This is a genomic window from Paenibacillus curdlanolyticus YK9, from assembly GCF_000179615.1.
GTDB lineage: Bacteria > Bacillota > Bacilli > Paenibacillales > Paenibacillaceae > Paenibacillus_T > Paenibacillus_T curdlanolyticus.
Window position 1 is genome coordinate 69,853 of the sequence record NZ_AEDD01000012.1, and the last position, 21,068, is coordinate 90,920.

9 protein-coding genes are annotated in these 21,068 nt (G+C 48.5%); all 9 read right to left on the reverse strand.

The window, feature by feature from the left end; translation table 11 throughout:
* Positions 1 to 4: 4 nt before the first annotated feature.
* Positions 5 to 1,168 (reverse strand): sensor histidine kinase, encoded by a 1,164-nt coding sequence (locus PAECUDRAFT_RS20290; RefSeq protein WP_040713589.1) that lies wholly within the window; start codon positions 1,166 to 1,168, stop codon positions 5 to 7.
* A gap of 121 nt (positions 1,169 to 1,289) precedes the next feature.
* A complete protein-coding gene (locus PAECUDRAFT_RS20295) occupies positions 1,290 to 4,013 on the reverse strand; it encodes a stalk domain-containing protein (RefSeq protein ID WP_006040020.1) in 2,724 nt (907 codons plus the stop codon).
* 177 nt (positions 4,014 to 4,190) lie between these two features.
* Positions 4,191 to 8,558 (reverse strand): Ig-like domain-containing protein, encoded by a 4,368-nt coding sequence (locus tag PAECUDRAFT_RS20300; protein ID WP_006040021.1) that lies wholly within the window; start codon positions 8,556 to 8,558, stop codon positions 4,191 to 4,193.
* A gap of 127 nt (positions 8,559 to 8,685) precedes the next feature.
* Positions 8,686 to 9,888 carry a methionine adenosyltransferase gene (metK, locus tag PAECUDRAFT_RS20305; protein WP_006040022.1) on the reverse strand — a complete coding sequence of 401 codons (1,203 nt, stop codon included), beginning with the start codon at positions 9,886 to 9,888 and terminating at the stop codon, positions 8,686 to 8,688.
* 146 nt (positions 9,889 to 10,034) lie between these two features.
* Positions 10,035 to 10,319 (reverse strand): alpha/beta-type small acid-soluble spore protein, encoded by a 285-nt coding sequence (locus tag PAECUDRAFT_RS20310; RefSeq protein ID WP_006040023.1) that lies wholly within the window; start codon positions 10,317 to 10,319, stop codon positions 10,035 to 10,037.
* A gap of 108 nt (positions 10,320 to 10,427) precedes the next feature.
* Positions 10,428 to 10,943 carry a hypothetical protein gene (locus PAECUDRAFT_RS20315; RefSeq protein WP_006040024.1) on the reverse strand — a complete coding sequence of 172 codons (516 nt, stop codon included), beginning with the start codon at positions 10,941 to 10,943 and terminating at the stop codon, positions 10,428 to 10,430.
* A gap of 66 nt (positions 10,944 to 11,009) precedes the next feature.
* A complete protein-coding gene (locus tag PAECUDRAFT_RS20320) occupies positions 11,010 to 13,517 on the reverse strand; it encodes a hypothetical protein (RefSeq protein WP_006040025.1) in 2,508 nt (835 codons plus the stop codon).
* A gap of 181 nt (positions 13,518 to 13,698) precedes the next feature.
* Positions 13,699 to 16,257, reverse strand: a complete 2,559-nt coding sequence (locus tag PAECUDRAFT_RS20325) for an S-layer homology domain-containing protein (RefSeq protein ID WP_040713596.1) — start codon at positions 16,255 to 16,257, stop codon at positions 13,699 to 13,701.
* Between the two features lie 613 nt (positions 16,258 to 16,870).
* Positions 16,871 to 20,962: an S-layer homology domain-containing protein gene (locus tag PAECUDRAFT_RS20330; RefSeq protein WP_006040027.1), complete on the reverse strand. Its 4,092-nt coding sequence runs from the start codon at positions 20,960 to 20,962 to the stop codon at positions 16,871 to 16,873.
* Between the last annotated feature and the right edge of the window lie 106 nt (positions 20,963 to 21,068).

The window sequence follows — 21,068 nt, forward strand, 5'->3', positions numbered from 1 at the left end:
CATGTTACTCCTTTCTTTCCTTCGCGTTTACGGGAATGTGGATCGTGATCTTCGTTCCCTGATCTTTAGCCGATTCGATCTCCATCCTCCCCTCCAGTAACTCGACGCGTTCCTTCATTCCGATTAAACCGAAATGAGACCCTGGCTGCTCTGTTTTCGCTTCTGACGGTTCGACTTGGAAGCCGACCCCATTATCCACCACGCAGATTTTCACCAATTGGGCCTGATACGTCATCTCGAGGGACACGAACGTAGCATTGGCATGCTTCATGACATTAGTAAACGCCTCTTGAACTAGTCGATATATCCCAGCCTCCATCGCGGAGGGCAGTCGAACTTCTCGACCGATCGTCTCGAATGTCGTCCGAATCCGTGTTTTTTCTTCAAAATCCTGCACATATTTCCGTAAAGTCGGCACCAAACCTAGATCATCCAATGCCATCGGTCGCAGGTTGAATATGATTTTGCGGATTTCCTCGAGACCGGTACGTACTTGCGCCTTCAAGTCTATTAATTCGTGCTGCACCATCTCAAATTCCTGCTTCACGATCATTCTTTCTGCAATTTCCATCCTAAGAACTAGATTCGCCAGTCCTTGTGCCGGGCCGTCGTGAATCTCGCGCGCAATCCGTTTTCGTTCCTCTTCCTGTGCCAAAATGATCTTTAGCCCAATGAGCTGCCTGTTTTTGGCGGATTCAAGAATGCGTGTCACTTGGTTCAAATCGCCTGACAAATATTCGAGCACGACATTAATCTGGGAATGGATCGTCTGCGCCCGCTCGATCGAAAGATCGACGTTTTTGACCCGCTTCTGCAGATCGTCCCGCCTCGCCTTCAAGTACTGCTCTTTCTCGCTGTACATCAGCTTGTCGACTTGAATTTGCGTAGCTTTCTCATAGGCGCTCTTAATGTCCTGCTCATTAAACGTGACAAAATCACGGCTAACCTCTGTCAAACGAATGCGCGCAAGCCGATACTTATGCTCCAGCTGGTCCACTTTCTCAATGACTTCGGCTGCTTCACGCAGCACCTCATTGAGCTCCTGCTCCAGCGCTTGGAGCTCCTTGCGCGCCGATTCGCATATTTCAAAGATTTGAACTTTACTATCTTCCATGACGCTGATCGCATTGCTAATCACTTTATTAATGTCTTGAATCCGAGTATCCATATCCGCTCTGGTTTCCTTTCTATGTAGGGAAGCTGTCTTCATTATAACAAAACTTCCTACATCCTAGAAAACCATATATTACCGACTAATAGCAATCATGCGGAATACCTATTGTGAGCGGTTACTCGACCGTTACCGACTTCGTCGCGCCATCAAACCCAACCTTTAGGCCAAGCTGCTCCGAAATTAAACGAAGCGGCACTAAAGTACGCCCATCCCGAATAATCGGCGCGGCTGCTGCCGGCTGGCGTACGCCATCAACGATAATATCCTTGCTGCCGATCTGCATATCGATGATCCGATCTCCGCGAATGACAGTTACGCGCTTCTCAGCGGATTCCCAGCCGACCTGCGCATCCATCGCATCGGCGATGAATACGAGCGGAAGGTAGGTGACCCCATTAAGGGCAATCGGCGCAACATCCAGCTTAACAGCCGTGCTGCCGATTGTTGCTGCTTTTTGGTTCAGCGTCAGCTTAACGAATGGGCGCTCCAATGCCGGAAGAGAAGGTGGATAAAGCATCGTCATATCGTCAAAAGCGACCGCGCCTGTCGCGCTGCGTTCATCCTGATCTTGCGCGATATTCGCGACATAGAGCCGTTTGATCGTGATCGGATAATTCAAGCTGTAGGTAGCAAAATCGATTTTTAGCGTCTTCCAGCCCGTCCAATTAATCGACTTCGCCAGATCGATGTAAGCCAGCTTGCCCGCACTGTCCTTCACTTCCATACGAAGCCAGTTGAAGCTGTTATCGCCATAGACATCCAACGCCATGCCGCTTGGCGTTCCGCTTACTTGACGGCCTGAGCCGTTAAGCGCTGCGTATGCTGCGAGCGTTTTGCCCGAACCGATTCCTGACGTGAAGTCGTAACGAAGCTGCAGCGCCGTTGACGATTCTTTGCCAGACAAGCCGTTCACCAGCTGAACGCTCCCTGATGCGCCATCGGTTGATTCAAATGTAATGCCGTAAGCAACCTTTTCGAATGTTTCCCACATCGTAGAGGCGGAGCCTTGCGTTAGCGTAAGCATGGCGGGATACCCGTCATATCGGGCAATCGCATATCCGACTGCAGCACCACTATTCACTTTGTCGACCGTGAAGCTATTGCCGCTAACGGATGCGCTAAAGCCTTTGAACTCCCACTTAATTGATTCGGAAGGCACCGTATAATTGAGTCCGTCTTTTGTCGTAATTTTTATCGTAGCCTTCACTTGCGCTCCTGATTCCAACGAACCAGCCGATGCGTCGATAGTCATGCTCGCAATTTGATCAGCGCCAATTACATTGACAGGCAATTCACCGGTGACGCCTGCTGCTGACGCTTTGATCGCGCCCTGTCCTGACTTAAGCGCAGTAAACGTCGATCCGTTAAACATGCCGATGCTGCCCGTCGCCTTCCATTGCGGCTTCAAGTCTCCTGCATCCACTGGGTTGTAATAGGTATCGTACGCCTTCAGGCTATAATCTGCGGTCTGTCCGATAAACAGCGTGTTCGCACCGCCTGGCATCAGGCCAGCCAATTGCCCTTTTGGCGCCGTACTGAAGACGCCAATGCCGTTGGCAACTGGACGGAGGTACGTGCCTCCTGTCGTTGGATGCGCCGTCTTGAGCGCGAATTCGCCAAGCGGACGCTCTACCATCGTTGTCGATCCGCCGCCATCCAGGTCAACGCCCTTCCATACGCCGAGCGCTACCATCGCCTCCTGCAGCTCCTTGAGCGTCATCCCGTTGCGCGTCGATGTCCCCTCAGCCGTGAGCATAAGCACCTTCTTCGCATCCTTCGTATACCCGACTGCCGTCCGATAGACGGCGCTCGAGCCGCTGACGCCGCTAATGTCCCGCGAGAAAGCTGCCGCTTTGCCATTCTCCACAAGAATCGTATGCCCGCCTACCATCATTTGATAGGATGCCGTGTCGATCTTTTGTCCAGTCGTTTGCGATACGAGCGAATAGTCGGCATTAACGGCGGAACCGACGGTCAAATGCTCATTGATAAACTTCGCCGCCGTACCATGCGCTCGCAAAATATAACCATCCGCAGGCGGCTGCATTTGCAGCGTTTCGCCGCTCTTCGTAATCTGAACGACTTTCCCGTTACGCACGAGCACTTCCGTCGGGGTCGTATTGCTGTCCTTCGGACGCGTCGCAGCCGTCCAGGCGCTCGTGTATACATAAATCGCATTCGCATGGCTGTACCCATTGTTCGGCTCTGTTCGATAAGCCGACTCGTTCATGCCTGCGATTGGAAACGCGCTGCCGTCCTCCGCCGTCAGCTTGCCATCGAAGCTATACAAGTCGATAGATGCCGCTTTGCTCTTCGTTACGCCAAAGGAATACATCCCTTTCAGCTGCATCGGACCGGACATGAGCGTGCCGCTCGTAATTTGCGGGCCCATTGGCGAATTGTCGGACGAGCTGCCCGTTTGGAACACATCCGCATTGACAGCTGCGACAGCACCGTTTTCTTTGGCCAAATTAAGCACGTTACTCAAGTTCGCGACGGTATTCCCTTTGCCGCTCATCGCGTTTAGTTGAACATACGGATTGGTCAGGTCAACCTCGATCACATGAACGTTGACCGTGCCATTTCCCTTCGCAGGCGTCCAGCGATAATCGATTCGATTGACGCCGGAGGCGATCGGCTGACGGCTCTGCTCCGTCATCGTCATATTCGCTGTTTTCAGTGTATCGGCCGTTGATGCCGCTGCTGCTTTCTCGTATGCGAATGGCAGTACCCCTTGAAGCGGCTGCAGCAGCAGCGCGCCCCCAATAACGACGACGATTGCTTTACGGGTCAAGCTATGGTTGAAAGGTACGAAACGAACCTTGTAGCGATCTAACATGTTGGTACAACTCTCCCATCTATGAAGTCTATAAGTAATAGACTTCTTCCAGCGTAAAAAGTTACGTTCGATAGAATAACTCTATCATCTCTTGTAAGGTGATTCATAATGGTAATGAATACAAAAAGGCTGATCTCTTACCGCCGATAGACGGTAAAAAGATCAGCCCCTTGCTTGTTAAGCCTCAATGAAATCAATATATACGAGCAATCGTTTAATCATAATAACTGCTTCCGCCCGCGTGGCATTCGCCTGCGGCGCGAATGTCGTGGATGTCTGACCGTTGATCAGCTGTGCGAATACGGCCTTCGCAACATCCTGCTGCGCCCATGTGCCGATCTTCGACTTGTCTTTGAACTTGTTCAAGTACGTCGAAGCGGTCTGAGGCAAATCAACGCGTACATCAGCAGCCGAAGCGGCCCTCATGAGCATGACTGCCATTTCTTGACGAGAAATGTAGCTGTTCGGCTTAAACGTTCCGTCCGAGTTGCCCAGCACGATTCCCGCTTTGGTCGCTGCACCGATATAAGATGCCAGCGTCGCATTCTGGTTAACGTCTTTGAATTTCGCTGCCGAAGCTTTGTCGCCCGAAAGGCCGAGCCCCCGCGAGATGAACATGGCGAATTCACCGCGAGTGACAGGCTTCGTTGGCTCAAACTTCGTTGTTGAGCGTCCTTCTACAATATATTTGTTCGCAAGCAGCATAATGTCGCTGTAAGCCCAATGCTTGCTCGTATCTGTAAATTCGATGCCGCCCTTCACGATCGCATACGCGCTATTGCCTTTGCGCTTGAATGTAATCGTGGAGCCGGTAGTGTCCTGTGCGACAGTCGTCGGGACATAAGACAGTACGCCCGTCTCCGGATCTAGCCATACCGCAGCCGTCTGGCGCGGATCAAGCTTCGTTGTCGTATGAACCGTACGCGTCAGATAACCGCTGAATTGTTTAACCGAATTCGTAGCCGAACCGTTCACGACGAACAGTTCGTACGACAGAGGCCCTACGATCAATTGTGCTTTAGAGGTTGCCAATGCAGTTTGCATGGCCGAGCTCTGTGAGCCAGCGCCCTTATCCATCGTGAAGAGCAGCGAGCCGGACGTTCCGCCAACCTTGCGCAGCTCTACCCAATCAATAGAAGATAACGGCACTTCATAGGTTAGATCACCGTATCGCACCATGAAGGAAGCATTCGCCGCACTGCTCTTGGCAGCCTCCAGCGCAGAGATCGGTACCGCAACAAGCGCCGCTCCTTCCGTCGGTGGCACCTCGAATGTGACGCGCGGCAGCTTCGAGCTGCTAGTGCGCGCTGTATTGAAGGCTGCTGTCACCTTATCAGCAGTTAGCGTATACCGCTGTGCCGACCGTCCGCCAGGCGAAAGATCGCTTGTTGCAGTTGCATCTAGCGGCTTCAGCACAACGTTACCATCGGTTGTCGTTCCGCCCGTCTGGCCGTTAGTCGTCAGGTTCGTTACGGAGACGGACGAGATGTCTCCAATGAGTGTACCTGACATTGTACGAAGCAATGCATTGGTAGAGCTGTAAGACAGTGAAACAACATCGCCTAACGTCACAGGACTTGTGAGCGTCAAGACTACGGAATTGTTTGAAATACTCGCCTGCAAAAGTGGACGAACGATATTGTTCACCTTGACCGAGAATTGCGTAATTAGCGGTACATAAGATGAATTCAACACTTCGTTAAATGACAAAGTTACCGTCGCGCCGGTTACGGATGCGCCCGTCACTTGCGTCGAACCATTCACAATATTAGCTGTAACACCGCCAAAAGTCGGTGCAGCATTGCCTGCCAGGTCCTTCAGCGCCGGCGTGCCCGATACATAACTTACGATTACGCCTTGCGTGCTGCCTACGGCAACGGACAATGTCAGTATAACTTGGTTGTTATTGACTTCTACCGATTGAACTGGCCTTGTCGTACCTGCAACAAGTACGGAAAACTGCGAGCTGCTCGGTACCGAGCTGCGATCCAAACCTTCGTCATACGTCAAGGTCAGCTTGTTGCCTGAAGCTGCCGCGGACATTAGAGCAGGAGCTTTCGTATCTACGCCGTTACGGATGTAGAAGTCCGTAAACGATTGAACTGCATTGCCGGCCGAATCCTTCAATGGATAGGAGCTGGCAGTATAGGAGACCGAGACCGATTGGCCATTCGGCACCGTGCCTGACAGCGTCAAAATCACGTATGAACCGCCGCCCATAGCTGAAACGATCCCATAGCTGCTGCCGTTCACTTTTACTTGGAACTGGTAATAGGCATAACTGCTAATCGCCGCCAGATCCTCGCTGAATTGCAAAGTGAGCGTATTGCCGTTCACTGTTCCTGATAGCGGACGAGGCTGCGTTGTGTCTGATGTATTCGTGACAGTATAGCCTGTAAAGCTCGTTGAAGCATTACGCGATATATCCTGTACCGGCGTTGTTCCTTTGGAGTAGGACACTTTCACGACTTGCCCGAATACGACGGAGCTTTGCAATTGAATGCTCACGGTTGCTCCGCTGATCTTAACTCCGACAACGGCACGTGGGACATCGTTAACCGTTACATAATAATTAGCGCTCGATGGTACGGAATTCGGATCAAGATCCTCATTGTATTTGAGCGTGATCCACGAACCACTGGACATCTCAGCGCTCATGAGCGTAGGAGCCATGCCGTCAGATCCAATCGTACGGAATGACCATTGATATTCATTCAATATGCCTACAAATCGATTGCCAGCAAGGTCGGTAACCGAGCCTTCCTGCATTTCGACATAGTATGACGTATTGGCGCTTAAAGCGTCTCCCGCCCCAGCTGCAATTGGCTTAATAATGAGTTTCTTGTTATCCTGCGGATCAATCGACAATTGCGTCGCTAGTGCGCCAGTGGATGTGCCGGAGCGTTTGATCGTTACTGTACCCGTTGCAGCCGGCAGTGCGATCGGCTCGCTGAACACCGCGATAAACGAAGCATTCGTTTGAACTGTGCTGGACCCGCTTACAGGCGTAACCGATGCAAGCGTAGGCAGCGTCGAATCCTGCGTTACTCTGAATGTCCATTGTCCAGTCGACATGCCGGCAAACAGATTGCCGCTGCGGTCGATGATCGCTTGGTTGCCAATTTGCACCTCGTACGAGGCGTTATTCACAAATGACTTCCCTGCAGGCAAGTTGATCGTTAGCACATTCGTTCCTCCGCCTGTGACGAGGGAAGAAGTAATCGGAATCGTCTCAAACACGGTGTTGTTATCCGTGTTACGAATGACGATACTGCCGTTTGCCGGCAATACGGCTTCATTGAATTGAACCGTCAGCGGAAAACGAAGTGTGCTTTGGACACTGCTATTAAGCGGGCTCAATGCGCTTACAACAGGCGGTGCCGTATCGACTCCCGGCTTCGTTCTGAAATTCCAAGCCGTGGCGGACGAAATCCCTTGGAACAGCACGGCGCCCGAAGCAGCATCCTTATAGGAGCCTGCATCGATTAACACGTAATATTCCGTTCCTTCTGCCAGCGTTCCGTAAGGAATGCTGACGGTCGCTCCATTGATCGAACTCGAGGCAACTGAAAGCTGCTGCACAGTCGCGTTGTCGGCTACACGATTAATCGAGATTTTCTTATTGCCATCAGCAACTGCCACATTCACCCCAAAATTGATTTGCAGCTGCCCGCTTAATTCAGCATTTGTTGCATTATCTGCCGGGCTCTGCGGTACGTAGGCCATCGGAGGCGCAGAAGTGGTAAACCGCCATTGTCCTGAACCAATACCCACATAAGCATTGCCATCGCCATCTGAAAACGCTCCGCCCGGAACGAGCACCTCATATGTATTGTTTGGCAGTAATGCGCCTGCAGTCATAATCGTCAGCGTATCCGTACCGCTGCCGCGTACATTCGGCGATACGACGCTGATCGACTGCGTGTCGGCTGCATTGCCCGTCGTTATATTTTGAATCGTAATAATGCCCGTCGCCGCGAACACAGGCTCATTAAACTTCAGTGACAGCGCTGTATCAATTGGTGCAACTGCTCCTGAAACCGGTACCTGCTGCATTAGCTGCGGCGGCGTTGCATTGCTGCCCCTCATCCAGAAATTCCATGACATTGCATTCGTAAGCCCTGCAAAGTTCTGGCCGTTGTCATTGCGGAACGCGCCCGCATCTACCCATACATAATACGCTTCTCCTGCCACAAGCAAACTATCGGTAGGATCGATCGTCACAACACTGCGATTCGCACCGATCGATACCAGCTGGCTTGTAGCGATCTCATAAGATTCCGCTACGCTGTTATCAGACACCTTACGGATGGACACAGCAGCAGAGCCTGTCCCGCGTTGCACATTCTCGTCAAACGTAAGCACAAGCTTATCGCTCGGGCTAACGCCAGTCGCGTTGTCGGATGGACTCATTGCAATTAGCAAAGGTCCGTTAGCGGCTGCCACCGCTTGCTGCGGACGACCCACAATTCCGGCTATCGCCAATTCCAGGACGAGTACCATAGCTACAATAAATGATAGTTTTCTTCGAATCCGAACCAACATGACCACTCCTCAAAAAAGTCACTCGTACCTCTATTAACGGCATTTGATAAGGAAATGTTTAGAGAATATGGTTGAAACAAAAAGAAGCCTCGGACAATAAGTCCAAGGCTTCTTTTGTTCTATTCGATTAAGCGAGCGCGTCAGCTTTAAGCTGTTCGGATTTGTCCACGCGTTCCCAAGGAAGATCGATATCTGTACGGCCGAAGTGACCGTATGCTGCTGTTTTGCCGTAAATCGGACGACGCAGATCAAGCATTTTGATGATGCCCGCTGGACGCAGATCAAAGTTTTTGGAAATGACTTCAACGAGTTTCTCGTCATCGACTTTGCCTGTTCCATAAGTATCAACGTTGATCGATACTGGTTGCGCTACGCCGATTGCATATGCCAACTGGATTTCGCATTTGTCAGCCAGACCAGCTGCTACGATGTTTTTCGCAACGTAACGTGCTGCATAAGCTGCCGAACGGTCCACTTTCGTTGGATCTTTGCCGGAGAATGCGCCGCCGCCGTGGCGTGCATAACCGCCATACGTATCAACGATAATTTTACGGCCTGTCAAGCCTGCATCGCCTTGTGGTCCGCCAATTACGAAACGGCCCGTAGGGTTGATGAAGAATTTCGTTTGCTCGTCGAGCCATTCCGTTGGAACGACTGGTTTGATAACATGCTCGCGAATGTCTGCTTGGATTTGCTCCAGCGTTACTTCTTCGGCATGCTGTGTCGATACAACGATCGTGTCTACGCGTACAGGCTTGCCGTCAACGTATTCGATCGTAACTTGCGTTTTGCCGTCTGGACGAAGGTAATCCAGTTGGCCGTTCTTACGAACTTCCGACAGGCGGCGTGCAATCCGGTGCGACAATGCGATCGGAAGCGGCATCAGCTCTGGCGTCTCGTTCGTTGCAAAACCAAACATCAGGCCTTGGTCGCCTGCACCGATGTCTTCGTTCTCTTGTTGTACGTCTTTGCCGTCACGCGACTCGAGAGCTGCGTTAACGCCTTGTGCGATGTCTGCCGATTGCTCGTTGAGCGATGTCAGAACTGCGCAAGTGCTGGAGTCAAAGCCATACTTCGCACGAGTGTAACCGATTTCTTTTATCGTACGGCGCACGATTGAAGGAATATCGACATAATCTGCGCTGCTACTGATTTCGCCGATAACAAGCACGAGGCCCGTTGCAACCGAAACTTCGCACGCTACGCGCGCATTAGGATCAACTTCCAAAAATGCGTCCAATACTGCATCGGAAATCTGGTCGCATATTTTGTCCGGATGGCCTTCTGTGACCGATTCCGAAGTAAACAAATGTCTGCCTTTCAAAGACATCTCCTCAAACCTCCTATTAACCTTATCTTTTTTTATTATGCGCATAAGAGCGATGTGCCTACACAAAAAATGAACCTTTTCCGTTAGGAAAAGGTTGTGATTACAACTCTTCTAAAACAGTATGATACCGGAAGAAGACAAGCATGTCAATGGATGGATGTCCCTGAACCATTCAATACCGATTCCGCCTGCTTAATGAGACGACGCGTGATTTCACCGCCTACTGAGCCCGCATCCCGCGTTGCTAATTGCGACCAAGGGACATGACCGCCAACAGCGCTTACCGTCCCGAACTCGCCAGCAAATTCAGTATCCGCACCAGTCACTGCCCCTGTAGATTGCATTAACCCTAATTCTGCGGCAATTTCGTATTTCATTTGGTTCAGCGCATGCTTACTGGCTGGTACAACTTTTTGATTCGAACGACTCATTAATGAAGCACCTCCAAATTGTTGTTTGGTACGTGCTATTAGAGTGCGTCCTTTGTGTGAAACTGAAGCGTATAACCTTTTGTCAGGCGGGGAAGAATTATGAATGAATTATTTCAACTCATATCCGCCACGAACCATCACGGTAAGCCCGTTCTTCTGTGCAGGATCCGGCAATACGCCTCGTCCTCCACGCGGGAATAAGATGAGGTGATTGTTCGGAACGGCTTTGCCATTCGTAATATCTTTCCCATCCGTCAAATCCGAAATGCCATTCGCATCGCCGCTATAAGCAACTGCTTTTCCCGCTCTTACGACGAATTCAGCGCCGTCAGCCGCAAAAAGCGTCTTACCCGCAGGAACCGCAACAACGACGACTTGATTCATGGACTTGGTTAACTCGCCTTTCAGATCGTTCAGCATCTGCTGTACGTCCTCCGTGCTGACGCCGCTCTGTTTGCTCACCGCTTGATCAACATAGCTTTTGGTAACGACCGGATCATCTACGGAGCCCGGAGTAACCGTCTCGCCATCGCCCTGCGCTGTACTTACCCACTGAGAACCAACTAACGCTCCGCCGCCTAGAAGTACAACAGCTAAAGCGAGTTTCTGCCAAGAATATTTCATGCATTATACCTCACTCTCGTATTCTTCTACTCTAAGGATACTAGAATACGACAGGGTAAACCACCATTACCCTTCCACAAACCACGAAAGTTTCTTCGATCCGACCAATATCTTCGCATTCTGGAACACATCATACACGTTCAGGGTGTACGAATCGTAATCATTAATTTGGCTCTGTACCTGTGTATCGTTGAACAAGACGGTTAATGGAATTGCTGTGCCTTCCTTCAGTAGTTCGCCTTGCGCTCCCTCTACTGCCATAAGGTTGAACGTCTTCGTATAGGTTGCCTTCTTGTTATCATTATTGATAAATTCCAGCATAACCTTATGTTCGCCTGCAACAAAATCATATTGCGTGTCCTTGCTTAACGTATACTCCATCTTCAATTGAATGCCTTCGACGTTAAATCCGCCATTGACCTGCAATTCTGCACGAGCCTTTTGTATAGACAAGTCATAGGATGCGAATGACACGTGCTGCAGAGTCGTGTTTGTTGTTGCTTCTTCTTTTCCAAGCTGGTAGTTCACCGGCTTAATAATAACGCTTTGCGCTGTTGTCGCCCCTTGTGCAGGAGCTGTTTCGACACTTTGGCCAATAAACAATCCGTAGGCGGTTTGATCGAAGCCTGAAGGAAGTGCCGCCCACGCAGACATAAGCACTTTGCCATTTGGCATAACCTTATCTTTCATCGTAGCGAACGTAATTGGAACGATTTGACCATTTTTGTCCTTCAAATAGGCGCCTAGCTTTGCTAAATTAGCCAGCCTGCTCTCTTTATTTTGAATAACAAATTCCGCATAAAAGACGCTCGATGAATCATTTTTTAATATCGAGTTTCTAATCAGTTGAACAGTTGCATGCTTGCCTGTGTTCGTGATTTTATAAGGATTATTTTTCTGGTAAACAGGGACTGTATTAACTGCCTGTCCGGAGAACTGGTAAAGCTTTCTCGCTGGCTTATCCTTGACTGGCTCTGTCGCAACAAACCCGATTTTACTAATCGTCGTCGTATACGGAACGCTAGTGTAAACAATGTAATTATAGGTCTCGCCTGGCCCTATTGTAATTGTGTCATCCAAGGCGACCAATTTGGACTCATTTTCAACTTGCACACCGTTCACAAGGAAGTATCCGCTAATCGTCGGTACTTTCTTGGAAACCTTACTTGTATTCGTCACTGCTATATCCGCTACAAGCATATCGCTATCTTCCATTGGCGTTCGCTGAATGCCATTCAGCTTAACGGAATACGTGGTGTCATATGTAAACGTGCTGCTAATCGTTCCTTCTTTAATGACTTCGGTGGAGGTTGTCTTATAGCTGCCAACTACATAGCCCAGATCTTTATCTGTAGCTGCTGTACGTACGATGAGCTCACAATCTTCAACCTTCACATTACCAGGGATTTCACCGGTGAGCGTAAGTGTTTTTTTAATGCCTGGAATCAGTTTGCTTTCATCCTTCGTAAAGGTCAACGGATAGTTCACGTTCGACTTCGTTTTCAAATAAAACTCTAGATCCGGCATCTTCAACGCTTCAGAGCCTTTATTCAGTAGCTGGAATTCAAGTGAAACGCTCTTATCCGTCGTTGACTCAGATTCTTGATCTACAACGGTTGTTGGGGCGACTGAGGTAGTCACAGGCTGTCCATTTAAATATACGCTGCGACTGCCGCCTACAGCGGTAACTGGAGCGGACGTGAGCGCAGGAAGAATAAACTCACCTGCAGGCAGCAGCAACTTAGACGCATCATCATTCAAAGCCACTACAAGCGCGAGCGGCTTGCTTGCTACTTGAAGAGGCAGCTTAACGTTCAATGTCGCGATTTTTCTTTCTTTTGGCTGAATCGTAGCTTGCTCCAATTCTGATGCTGAAACTTTATACACAGAGTTACTTTCAGTTTGAATATAGAATCGCATATTAGACAGGTCAGTCGTGTTTAGACCCGCATTTTCAAGCAGTACGTTTATTGTAATGTAAGCGCTTGTCGAGTCCTTTGTTATAAATGCTTGTTTAATAGCTGAACGAATTTTGGAGCTGCCATAAATCATTGTTTTATCTTTAAACGCTGCAACTTTATTCGTTTCCTTACTGGACGCCTTAATCACGCCAAGTTGGCGTTCATAGTTGGGCATAGAGAAATCCCATTTGATGATTTCAAACTGTAGATCCGATACCTTCGTGCTTGAATCGACGACAGCATAATAAGTGAGATATTTGCTTGATTTGGCAGGTATCGATGTAATGTCCTTCTGAGAGTCAATGACAGTGGCCTTAAATGATTTTCCGCTTTTTGTTTTGACGCGCAGCCAGTAATCAATCAGATCAATGGATGAATTTCCATTGTTATTGATGCTTACCGTAAAGGTGAGCACCCTTCCTTTTTCCTGCATTAAAAATTGTGCATCGCGTATGGACAATGTCGCATTCGCTTTCAAGCCAACGAATTGAGAGCTAAGCGTTTTTTCGATTGTTGCTGCTTCAACCGACTGGGGTGTAATCAAAGGTGCGGTATTCAGTACAAGGCTGCTAGCCGTAATGGTTATAACCCCGTATTTTATCCACTTCTTCACGGTCATTCCTCCTGTTTGTTGTTACTCATTTGACGGTTGAAGCACGTACTTTGTTTCATCCTCACAAGAATAAATTATTATCAATAAGTTAATCCTAACATCATTACATGAACAGTAAATGAACAAAAAGACGCAAAAAAGGCAGAAGCCGAAGCTTCTGCCTTTCTTGAACCGGTAGAGACTAGTTTACGAGAACCGTAGTCGTAGCCGTTTTACCGTTCGACGTTTGGTAAGTTACTACCGCAACGCCTTTCTCTTTACCAGTAACTGTCAGCGTACCGTTAGTCGTAACTGCTTTGTCAGTGGAAGATACGAAACCATTTTTAGCGAGTTCTACGCCGTATTGGTCTTTAACTTCTACGTCAAGAGCTACAGGAGTACCTACAGTTGTTTTGTATTCAGCTTCTTTGAATTTAACGGACGTTGCAACTGGAGCTGCATCGGAAGCCGTTACTTTCACTTCAGCAACTTTACCGCTTGCCAGGGAAGCAGAGATCGTAGCTTCACCAGCTTTGAGTGCGAAGATTTTGTTACCAACGCGTGCAACTACGCTCTCATCGGAGCTGGACACGAATTGTGGAGCGGAGTTAACCAATGCAACAGCGGAACCGTCGCTCAGTTTACCGTTCAGTTTGATTTCAACTGCATATTGACCTGCTGCAGTGTTGTCCTTGTTACCATAAACCGTACCAACCGATTGGATTTCGTACGATTTGATATCTTCGGATTTAACAACTGTTACAGCGATTTCTTTCTCAAGACCGTTGAATTTAACAGTCAGTTTCGTCGAACCAGCAGCTTTAGCTTCCAGAACGCCGTTGTTGTAAGTAAGAATCGTTGGATCAGCCGAAACTACGGAGTACGTAGCGCCAGTAACCGAGTCCAGCGTGCTAACGCGGCCATAGTTGTCAACGATTTGAATGTTTTTGTCAGCAAGCGTTACTACTGCGCCGTTTTCGAACGTCGAAGCAACATCTTTCAGACCTTGGATCGATTTGTACTCTTTCGCTGCGGAAACCGAGAAGGAAACCGACGAATTCGTCATGCTGGAAGGCGTAGTTACGAATGCTTGAAGCGTTACAGAACCTTCTTTAGCAAACTTAACAACGAGCTCGCCTTTAGCGTTGATGTAAGGAGCGCCTACGAAGTCAACGTTCTTAACGAACGTAACGTCAGCAAGGTTTACATCTTTACCCGCGATAGCATTGCCATACGTATCAACAGCCGTGAACGGAATGATTACGTCTTCGTTAGCAATTACTTGCGAGATTGGGTTTTGCAGTTTGAACTCTTTCAGTGTTGCTTTGCTTTCGATTTTGAACGAAGTCGATGCATAAGCACCTGTAGCCAGGTTGCTTGCGGAGATGATTACGTTACCTGCTTTTTTAGCTGTGAACGTAACTACGCCTTTGTCGTCAACTTTGATCGTCGAGATTTCGCCGTCGCCGCCCACGAGGAACGTGATGCCGCTCAGGTTGAATTGACCGTTAACAACTTCTGTCGAGTAAGTAGCCAGCGTTACGGATTTACCGTATTGGTCAGCCAGTTTGATTGGCAGAACAAGGCCTTTGTCTTCAACAGTGATGCGGCTAGCATCTTTCAATGGAGCTGGAGCGCTCAGCTCGATTTTCGTAGCGGAGCTAGCAGCTGTTACTTTGAAAGATTTCGTGTCATTCAGACCGTCGTTCGTGTATACGGAAACTACGATCGTGTCGTCAACTTTAGCGTTGTCGTCGTTCGAAAGGTCAAGTTTACCCGAAGCAAGAACTGCTTTCAGATCTTTACCTTTAGTTGTGTTGTAAACGTTCGTGTAAACCGCTTGGCCTACCGAAGTTTCTTCGTTGAATTGGTTGAACTTTTTGATGCCGAGGTCTTGGTTTGCAGCTTTTTGCAGCGATTCAGTCGTGATGCTTACTTTTGCTGCTTTTTCAGCTTCAACTTTAACCGTTACTGCTTCAGCATCGCCAGCTTTTACTACGATGTCGCCAGTTGGCAGGTAGTTAGCTTCGAGGACTACCGATTTCAGGTCGTCAGCGAATTTTTTCGTTACAGCAACAGTAGTCGACAGATATTTAGCTTCGATAGCGATATCTTTCGTTACTGGTTTGTTGAACTCAAGCGTAATTTTCTTAGCGCCCGTTTGGGATGCTTTGCTTACTTTCAGAACTTGTGGGTTCTGTGCTTGGATGTACTCGTACGATGCTTCAACCAGAAGAGCGCGTTTTGCTGCTACTTTGTAGTTAGCAACTGCGTCGATCAGTTTAGCGTCGAGTGCTGCTTGAACATAACCAGCTGCCCATGCGCTCGTACCTTCAACTTTTGCACCTTCAACTGGCTCAAGACCCAGTGTCAGTACAAGCGTTTTAGCCAATGCTTCAACCGTTACGTTACCGTTAGGGTCGAATTTGTTGTTGCCAACGCCGTTCATCAGTTTAGCTTCAGTTACTGCACCGATGAAGCCTTTTGCCCAGTGGTTAGCTGGAACGTCTACGTATTTCGAAGCTGCAGCATTCTCTTCCAGCTCGTTGAGCAGGCCGAGAACTTTTGCGAATTGTGCACGAGTCATGTTTTTGTCGAGACCCGCGTCACCGTTTGGTGGATAACCACTGAAGATATTAAGTGCTTTCAGAGCGTCGAATTTCTCTTGTGTCGTAAGTTCTTTATCAGCTGCGGATGCTACGGAAGCGAACATGGAGACAACCATGGTTACCGCTACGAGCAAAGACAAACTTTTTTTCATAACCTTTTTTTCTCCTCCTCTAAATTGCTTCGGTTGTTGAGAGTTTAGTTCAGATAGTGAATAGCTCGTTTCCCTCATTTGCCGATTCACCCCCTTCCCAGAGTTGAGCAGTAATTTGTTATAAATGATGTCTGCAATCATGTTAAACCCTTTATGTAAAAACATGTCGCAGAAACTCGTAAACGATAGAAGAAAATTCTGGTAGAGAAGCTAGACCACTTTAACATTATACAGTAGTCTACCTGTACCGTAAAGAGGGCGGTGAGAATATGTTCCATTAGAATATTCTCAATAAATCCGCTTCCCGCTTGTGTTTACTAATGAATTAGACGCACGTCGCGAGGAAAAGTTGCGTTCATTTCAAAATCTTTTTTCTGCGATCTCGCTTCCAGCTGTGTCTCTCGCGTTCCAGCACCGGAAGATGACTCTAGTATAGCCCGTAGAACCATGCCGCGTATATGCAAAACATTTTCCAGAGACCGTCGTGAATATCCTAGAATTTGTCGAAAATCGTAGACATATATTCTACCGCGCTGTCATAAACAAACTGGCCCGTGGAATCGCTCCACAGGCCAGCTTTTGCGATCAGCTATCTGTTAAAGAATTCTCGCGATTAACCGTTGATCTTAGGCAGGCGTTTGAGATCCGCCAACATCTTGCCAACAATAATGGATGCATCCGAACGAAGCAGATTGGACTTCGGTTCGAATACGGAACCCGATTTTTTGTTGTTCGGGTCAATCAAAGAGCCTTGGATGTAACCCTTCTTCGCTATCGCGATTACAGAAGCGCGCGCGTAGAACGTTACGTTGCCGTAGTCTTTGAATGTTTTTTGAAGCGTTGCGTTAATTTTATTCGTGTCCGTCTCCAGCTTCAGCTCCCGGGCACGTGCCAGAATAACTGCCGCTTCCTCGCGTGTGAGGTAGGAGTTGGGCTCGAACGTTCTTGGCTGCGTACCTCTGATGATGCCTTCGCGTGCTGCAGTCTCTACATAACGATAATCCCACAGCGCATCCGGGTTAATGATAGCCGGTACATCATCAAAGTGCGGCTTGCTAAGTTCATAGTTGAGCGGAATATCCAATGCCTTAACGACCATGCGAGCGAATTCGCCGCGCGTTACGTACAGGTCTGCACCGAACTCGTCAAAGCCGGCAGGATTCATAACGCCTTTGGAGAAGATCGCTTCCAAGTAGTTACGGGCATAAGGATGTGCTGTCATATCCGTGAACGAGTAAACCATCTTGCCTACAACGTAGTAACCGAATTTACGGAACGGAACCGTGATCGTATTCTTGCTTGTGTCAACAACTCCGCCCATGTTCTCCCAGTACTTGTTGTCGATATCGTAACGGAACACCGTCACGAGCGTTCCAACTTCCTTAACCATGCTCTTGTCGAAAGTCAGCGTCAAAGTGCCTGGCTTCGATACGAGCAATTCACGGTCGCCAGGACGCATATCATACGTCGGAATCGACGTGCCGCCTGGGCCTGTAGCGCCTGGGAATTGATAAGGGTCAGCGCCCATTTTGAGCGGATCATATGCACCTGTTGTCAAATCATCCGCCATGCCTGCATCGATCCAGTAAGTCGGGCTGGCTTTCGTGAAGCGCGTTGGGAACGATACTTTAAAGCGCGTGCCGAACGATTGCAGGATCGCGTCAAAGTTGGATGGCAGCGTCTCGAATTCATGACGGTCAACAACGCCGTCTTCCGAGTTCGCGATGCCGAACAACAGGGAGTGACCCGTGAACACTTGGTTCTTGTATTGCGATGGAACGTTATAATCCGTACGGATCAGCGTCGTCCCTTTATCAAACTTCAGGTTAATCGCGCCGTCGAACACTTTGTGCGAGTTCGACATTGGCGCCATGAAGCCTGCACCAGGAACATTAGTCGGCGCGTACGTTACATCTACCGTACCCGTCGTTTTATCTGTTCCGCTGGAAATTTCGAATTTGATCGAATTTTTACCAGCCTTCAAGCCTTGCACATAAACGCGGAATGCATGTTCATAATCGATTTTGCCGTCATTGTCGCTATCGTACTTCAGCTTTTCGGCCGTTTGCTTGTTAATCGTGACTGTCTTCGCGCCTGGTGCACTAATAATAATCTCTACGAAGTTTTGGTTCACGATTTGCTTCGCCGGCAGAATCGGACGAATGATGGAGTAAGGAATAGCTGTCGGGTCCACTTCCAAACGATACGAAGCACGAGGGCCTGCCTCGCCGCTGTTGTAAGCGTAGAAGTTGTAGACGCTAGGCGTACCATCCGAGTTTAATTCTTGGTCTTTGAGAATGAAGTAGAAGGATTGCGAATCTGTATCATAAAAGACCGAGAGATTATCGTTCTGTCTGCCTGTACGTGCTACTGCCGTGAACAAATCTGCACCATTAGCATCTTTCGTAACAACAGTGAAGTCAGTATTCAAATCCCAGTAAACTGGAGACTTGAGTACAGGGCTGTCTACTTTCAAAATGTAATCCTTCGCCTTATCTGCCGTTACGCCGTTTACAGTCGTAACCAACGTACTAAGACGTGCTGTTACCTCGCCAACCGTCTTACCAAGATCGATAAAGTCGAACGTACCGTAAATGTTCATTTTATCGCGAGTTGTGTTGTATACAGAACCATTAAGCGTAAAGTCCGGATCATTCGGCAAAGGCTTAGGCTGTTGGTTGCCATAAGGGAACACGCCGAGCGAATTTGGCACTGGAATGATTGGCAGGTTCGTTGGGATCAAATAAACGCTAATCGTTTTCTCATAGGAATTTTTCGCGCCTTGGAATACGATTCGGATTTTGTTTTCTCCCGGGAACATTGCGCTCATAACTTCCGTTGTGCTGTTAGCAATAAACTTCGTCGCGTCACCCGAGCCATTTTGCTTGAGCTTAACCTGCGTGTTATTAACGTACATAAAGACCGTTTGTGCAGCAGTTGTTGAGTCATAACGGATGTCGGCTGGGTTCGCAATATTAAGGAATTCGCCCTCTAAGCTTCCAAGCGCATTTTGAACAATTGTCGTTGCTGGCGTCGTGTCGGTCGAATCATATTGAATTTCCATCTTATCGAACACTTTTTTATACGTTGCATATGGTCCGAAGAGAAGCGTAAACTTCACATCTTTCGTTGCAACGTTGCCATTAAGATTAAGCGTAAGCGTCTGCGTTCCTTCGAACGGCATCTTCTTGAATTCGAGAACGACACGTTGGAACGTTTGCGGCACTCCATTAACCGTTCTTGTTACGAAGTTGTTAACGAGTGTCTTTGTAGCGTAGTCCGCAGCCGTCAAATTCACTGTGCTGCCTACAATATCCTGAACTTTCGTAGCCGTAATTGTTTGTTGTGCATTTCCAACATTACCGACTAATATTTCAACTGCAAAAGGAAGCTCATATAAATTCTGGCCTTCTAATGCTTTACCCGTGAGCTGTTCATAAGGGCTGTTCAGTTTGTAGCCCGGCAAGTAGTTAACTTGATAGAAGTACGGGCTCGTACCGTTTGCAAGCGTAAAGAACAAAGCATTCGTTCCTTCGTTCAAGCCTTTCTCTTGGTTAAACGCCTTCAAATCCAACTGGTACGTCTTACCGAATGCAAGCGCGCCTGCACCGAATGTGCTAGCTGGCAATGAATATTCGTATACAAAGAATGCATCTTTAACGGTCGGGTTGCCTACCGCTGCAAGCGGTGTATAAACCGAACCCGTTACAGTACCGCCTGAGCGATCCGTCAATTGATAGCTAATTGCGATTGGCTGCATTGGATCCGGATGAGGCACTGGATCGTTTACATTGTTTGTCGGCGTATCATCGTAATACTTATTCGGTACGATAACTTTGCCTTTGATTACGAGATTGTTAATCGTAGTTGCCAAGAAAGTCGGGCTGTACGCTAATTCCGCCGCTGCCGTCGTTGTGCTTGTCTCCGACAATTTCACATCGTAGAACGTCACATCGCCGTTATAGAACGCGATTTCACGTGTCGTTTCAACCGTTTGGCTGCCGTTCTGTACTTTGATCGTGACCAAGTTTTTGCCTTTCAGCACGTTGATTGGAGAAGCCGCGAACGAATAGCCATTCGTGCTGTTTACTTCATAAGTACGGCTGCTGTTATTCACGATAACCGTAACCTTCTGCGCATTCGGCGCGTTACCGCTGATGCTGATGTCTGCGCTGGAACGGCCGCGCGACGTCGTCGATTGGACAACCGTCGTCTCGTTCTCTTTCATCGGGAACTGGTTGCCGTCAAGGCTTGCTACCAGGTTGTACATAACTGGACCATTGCGGTAATCGATGTAGATCGAGTTGGATACAAAGCCGCCGCCTTGTACGCCCTTGAACGTAATCCGGTTCAAGCCTGGGAACAACTGCAGGTTATAGATTTGAATGTTGAAGCCGTTGACATAGATATTGCTTGTAATGTCTTCCCGCTTTTGACCAATCTGGTCGTCGACGGGATCCGCATTACCGTTCGTGTTTACAACTTGTACGACATCATAAGTAATCGTTGATGCATTAACATTCGTAACCGTTCCGTCGAGTGTTACGCGTTCATCCGAAGTGACGCGCGGCTGCAATGGATCATCGCTCTCGCCCAAGAAGTTAAAGTTCCCGGTAGCCGCATTAACATGATTTGCGCTTGATAGCGGCAGCAAGGTGACAATCATCGCGAACACCATCAGCCACAAGCCTAGTTTCTTTACCACAATTAGCCTCCTCCAATGACAAGGTATTTCGCTTTTTTCACGTACTTAAGTTATCGGACCTGCGCGCAGAAAAGTTTAGGTTAAACGACCAATTCATTCATAACCA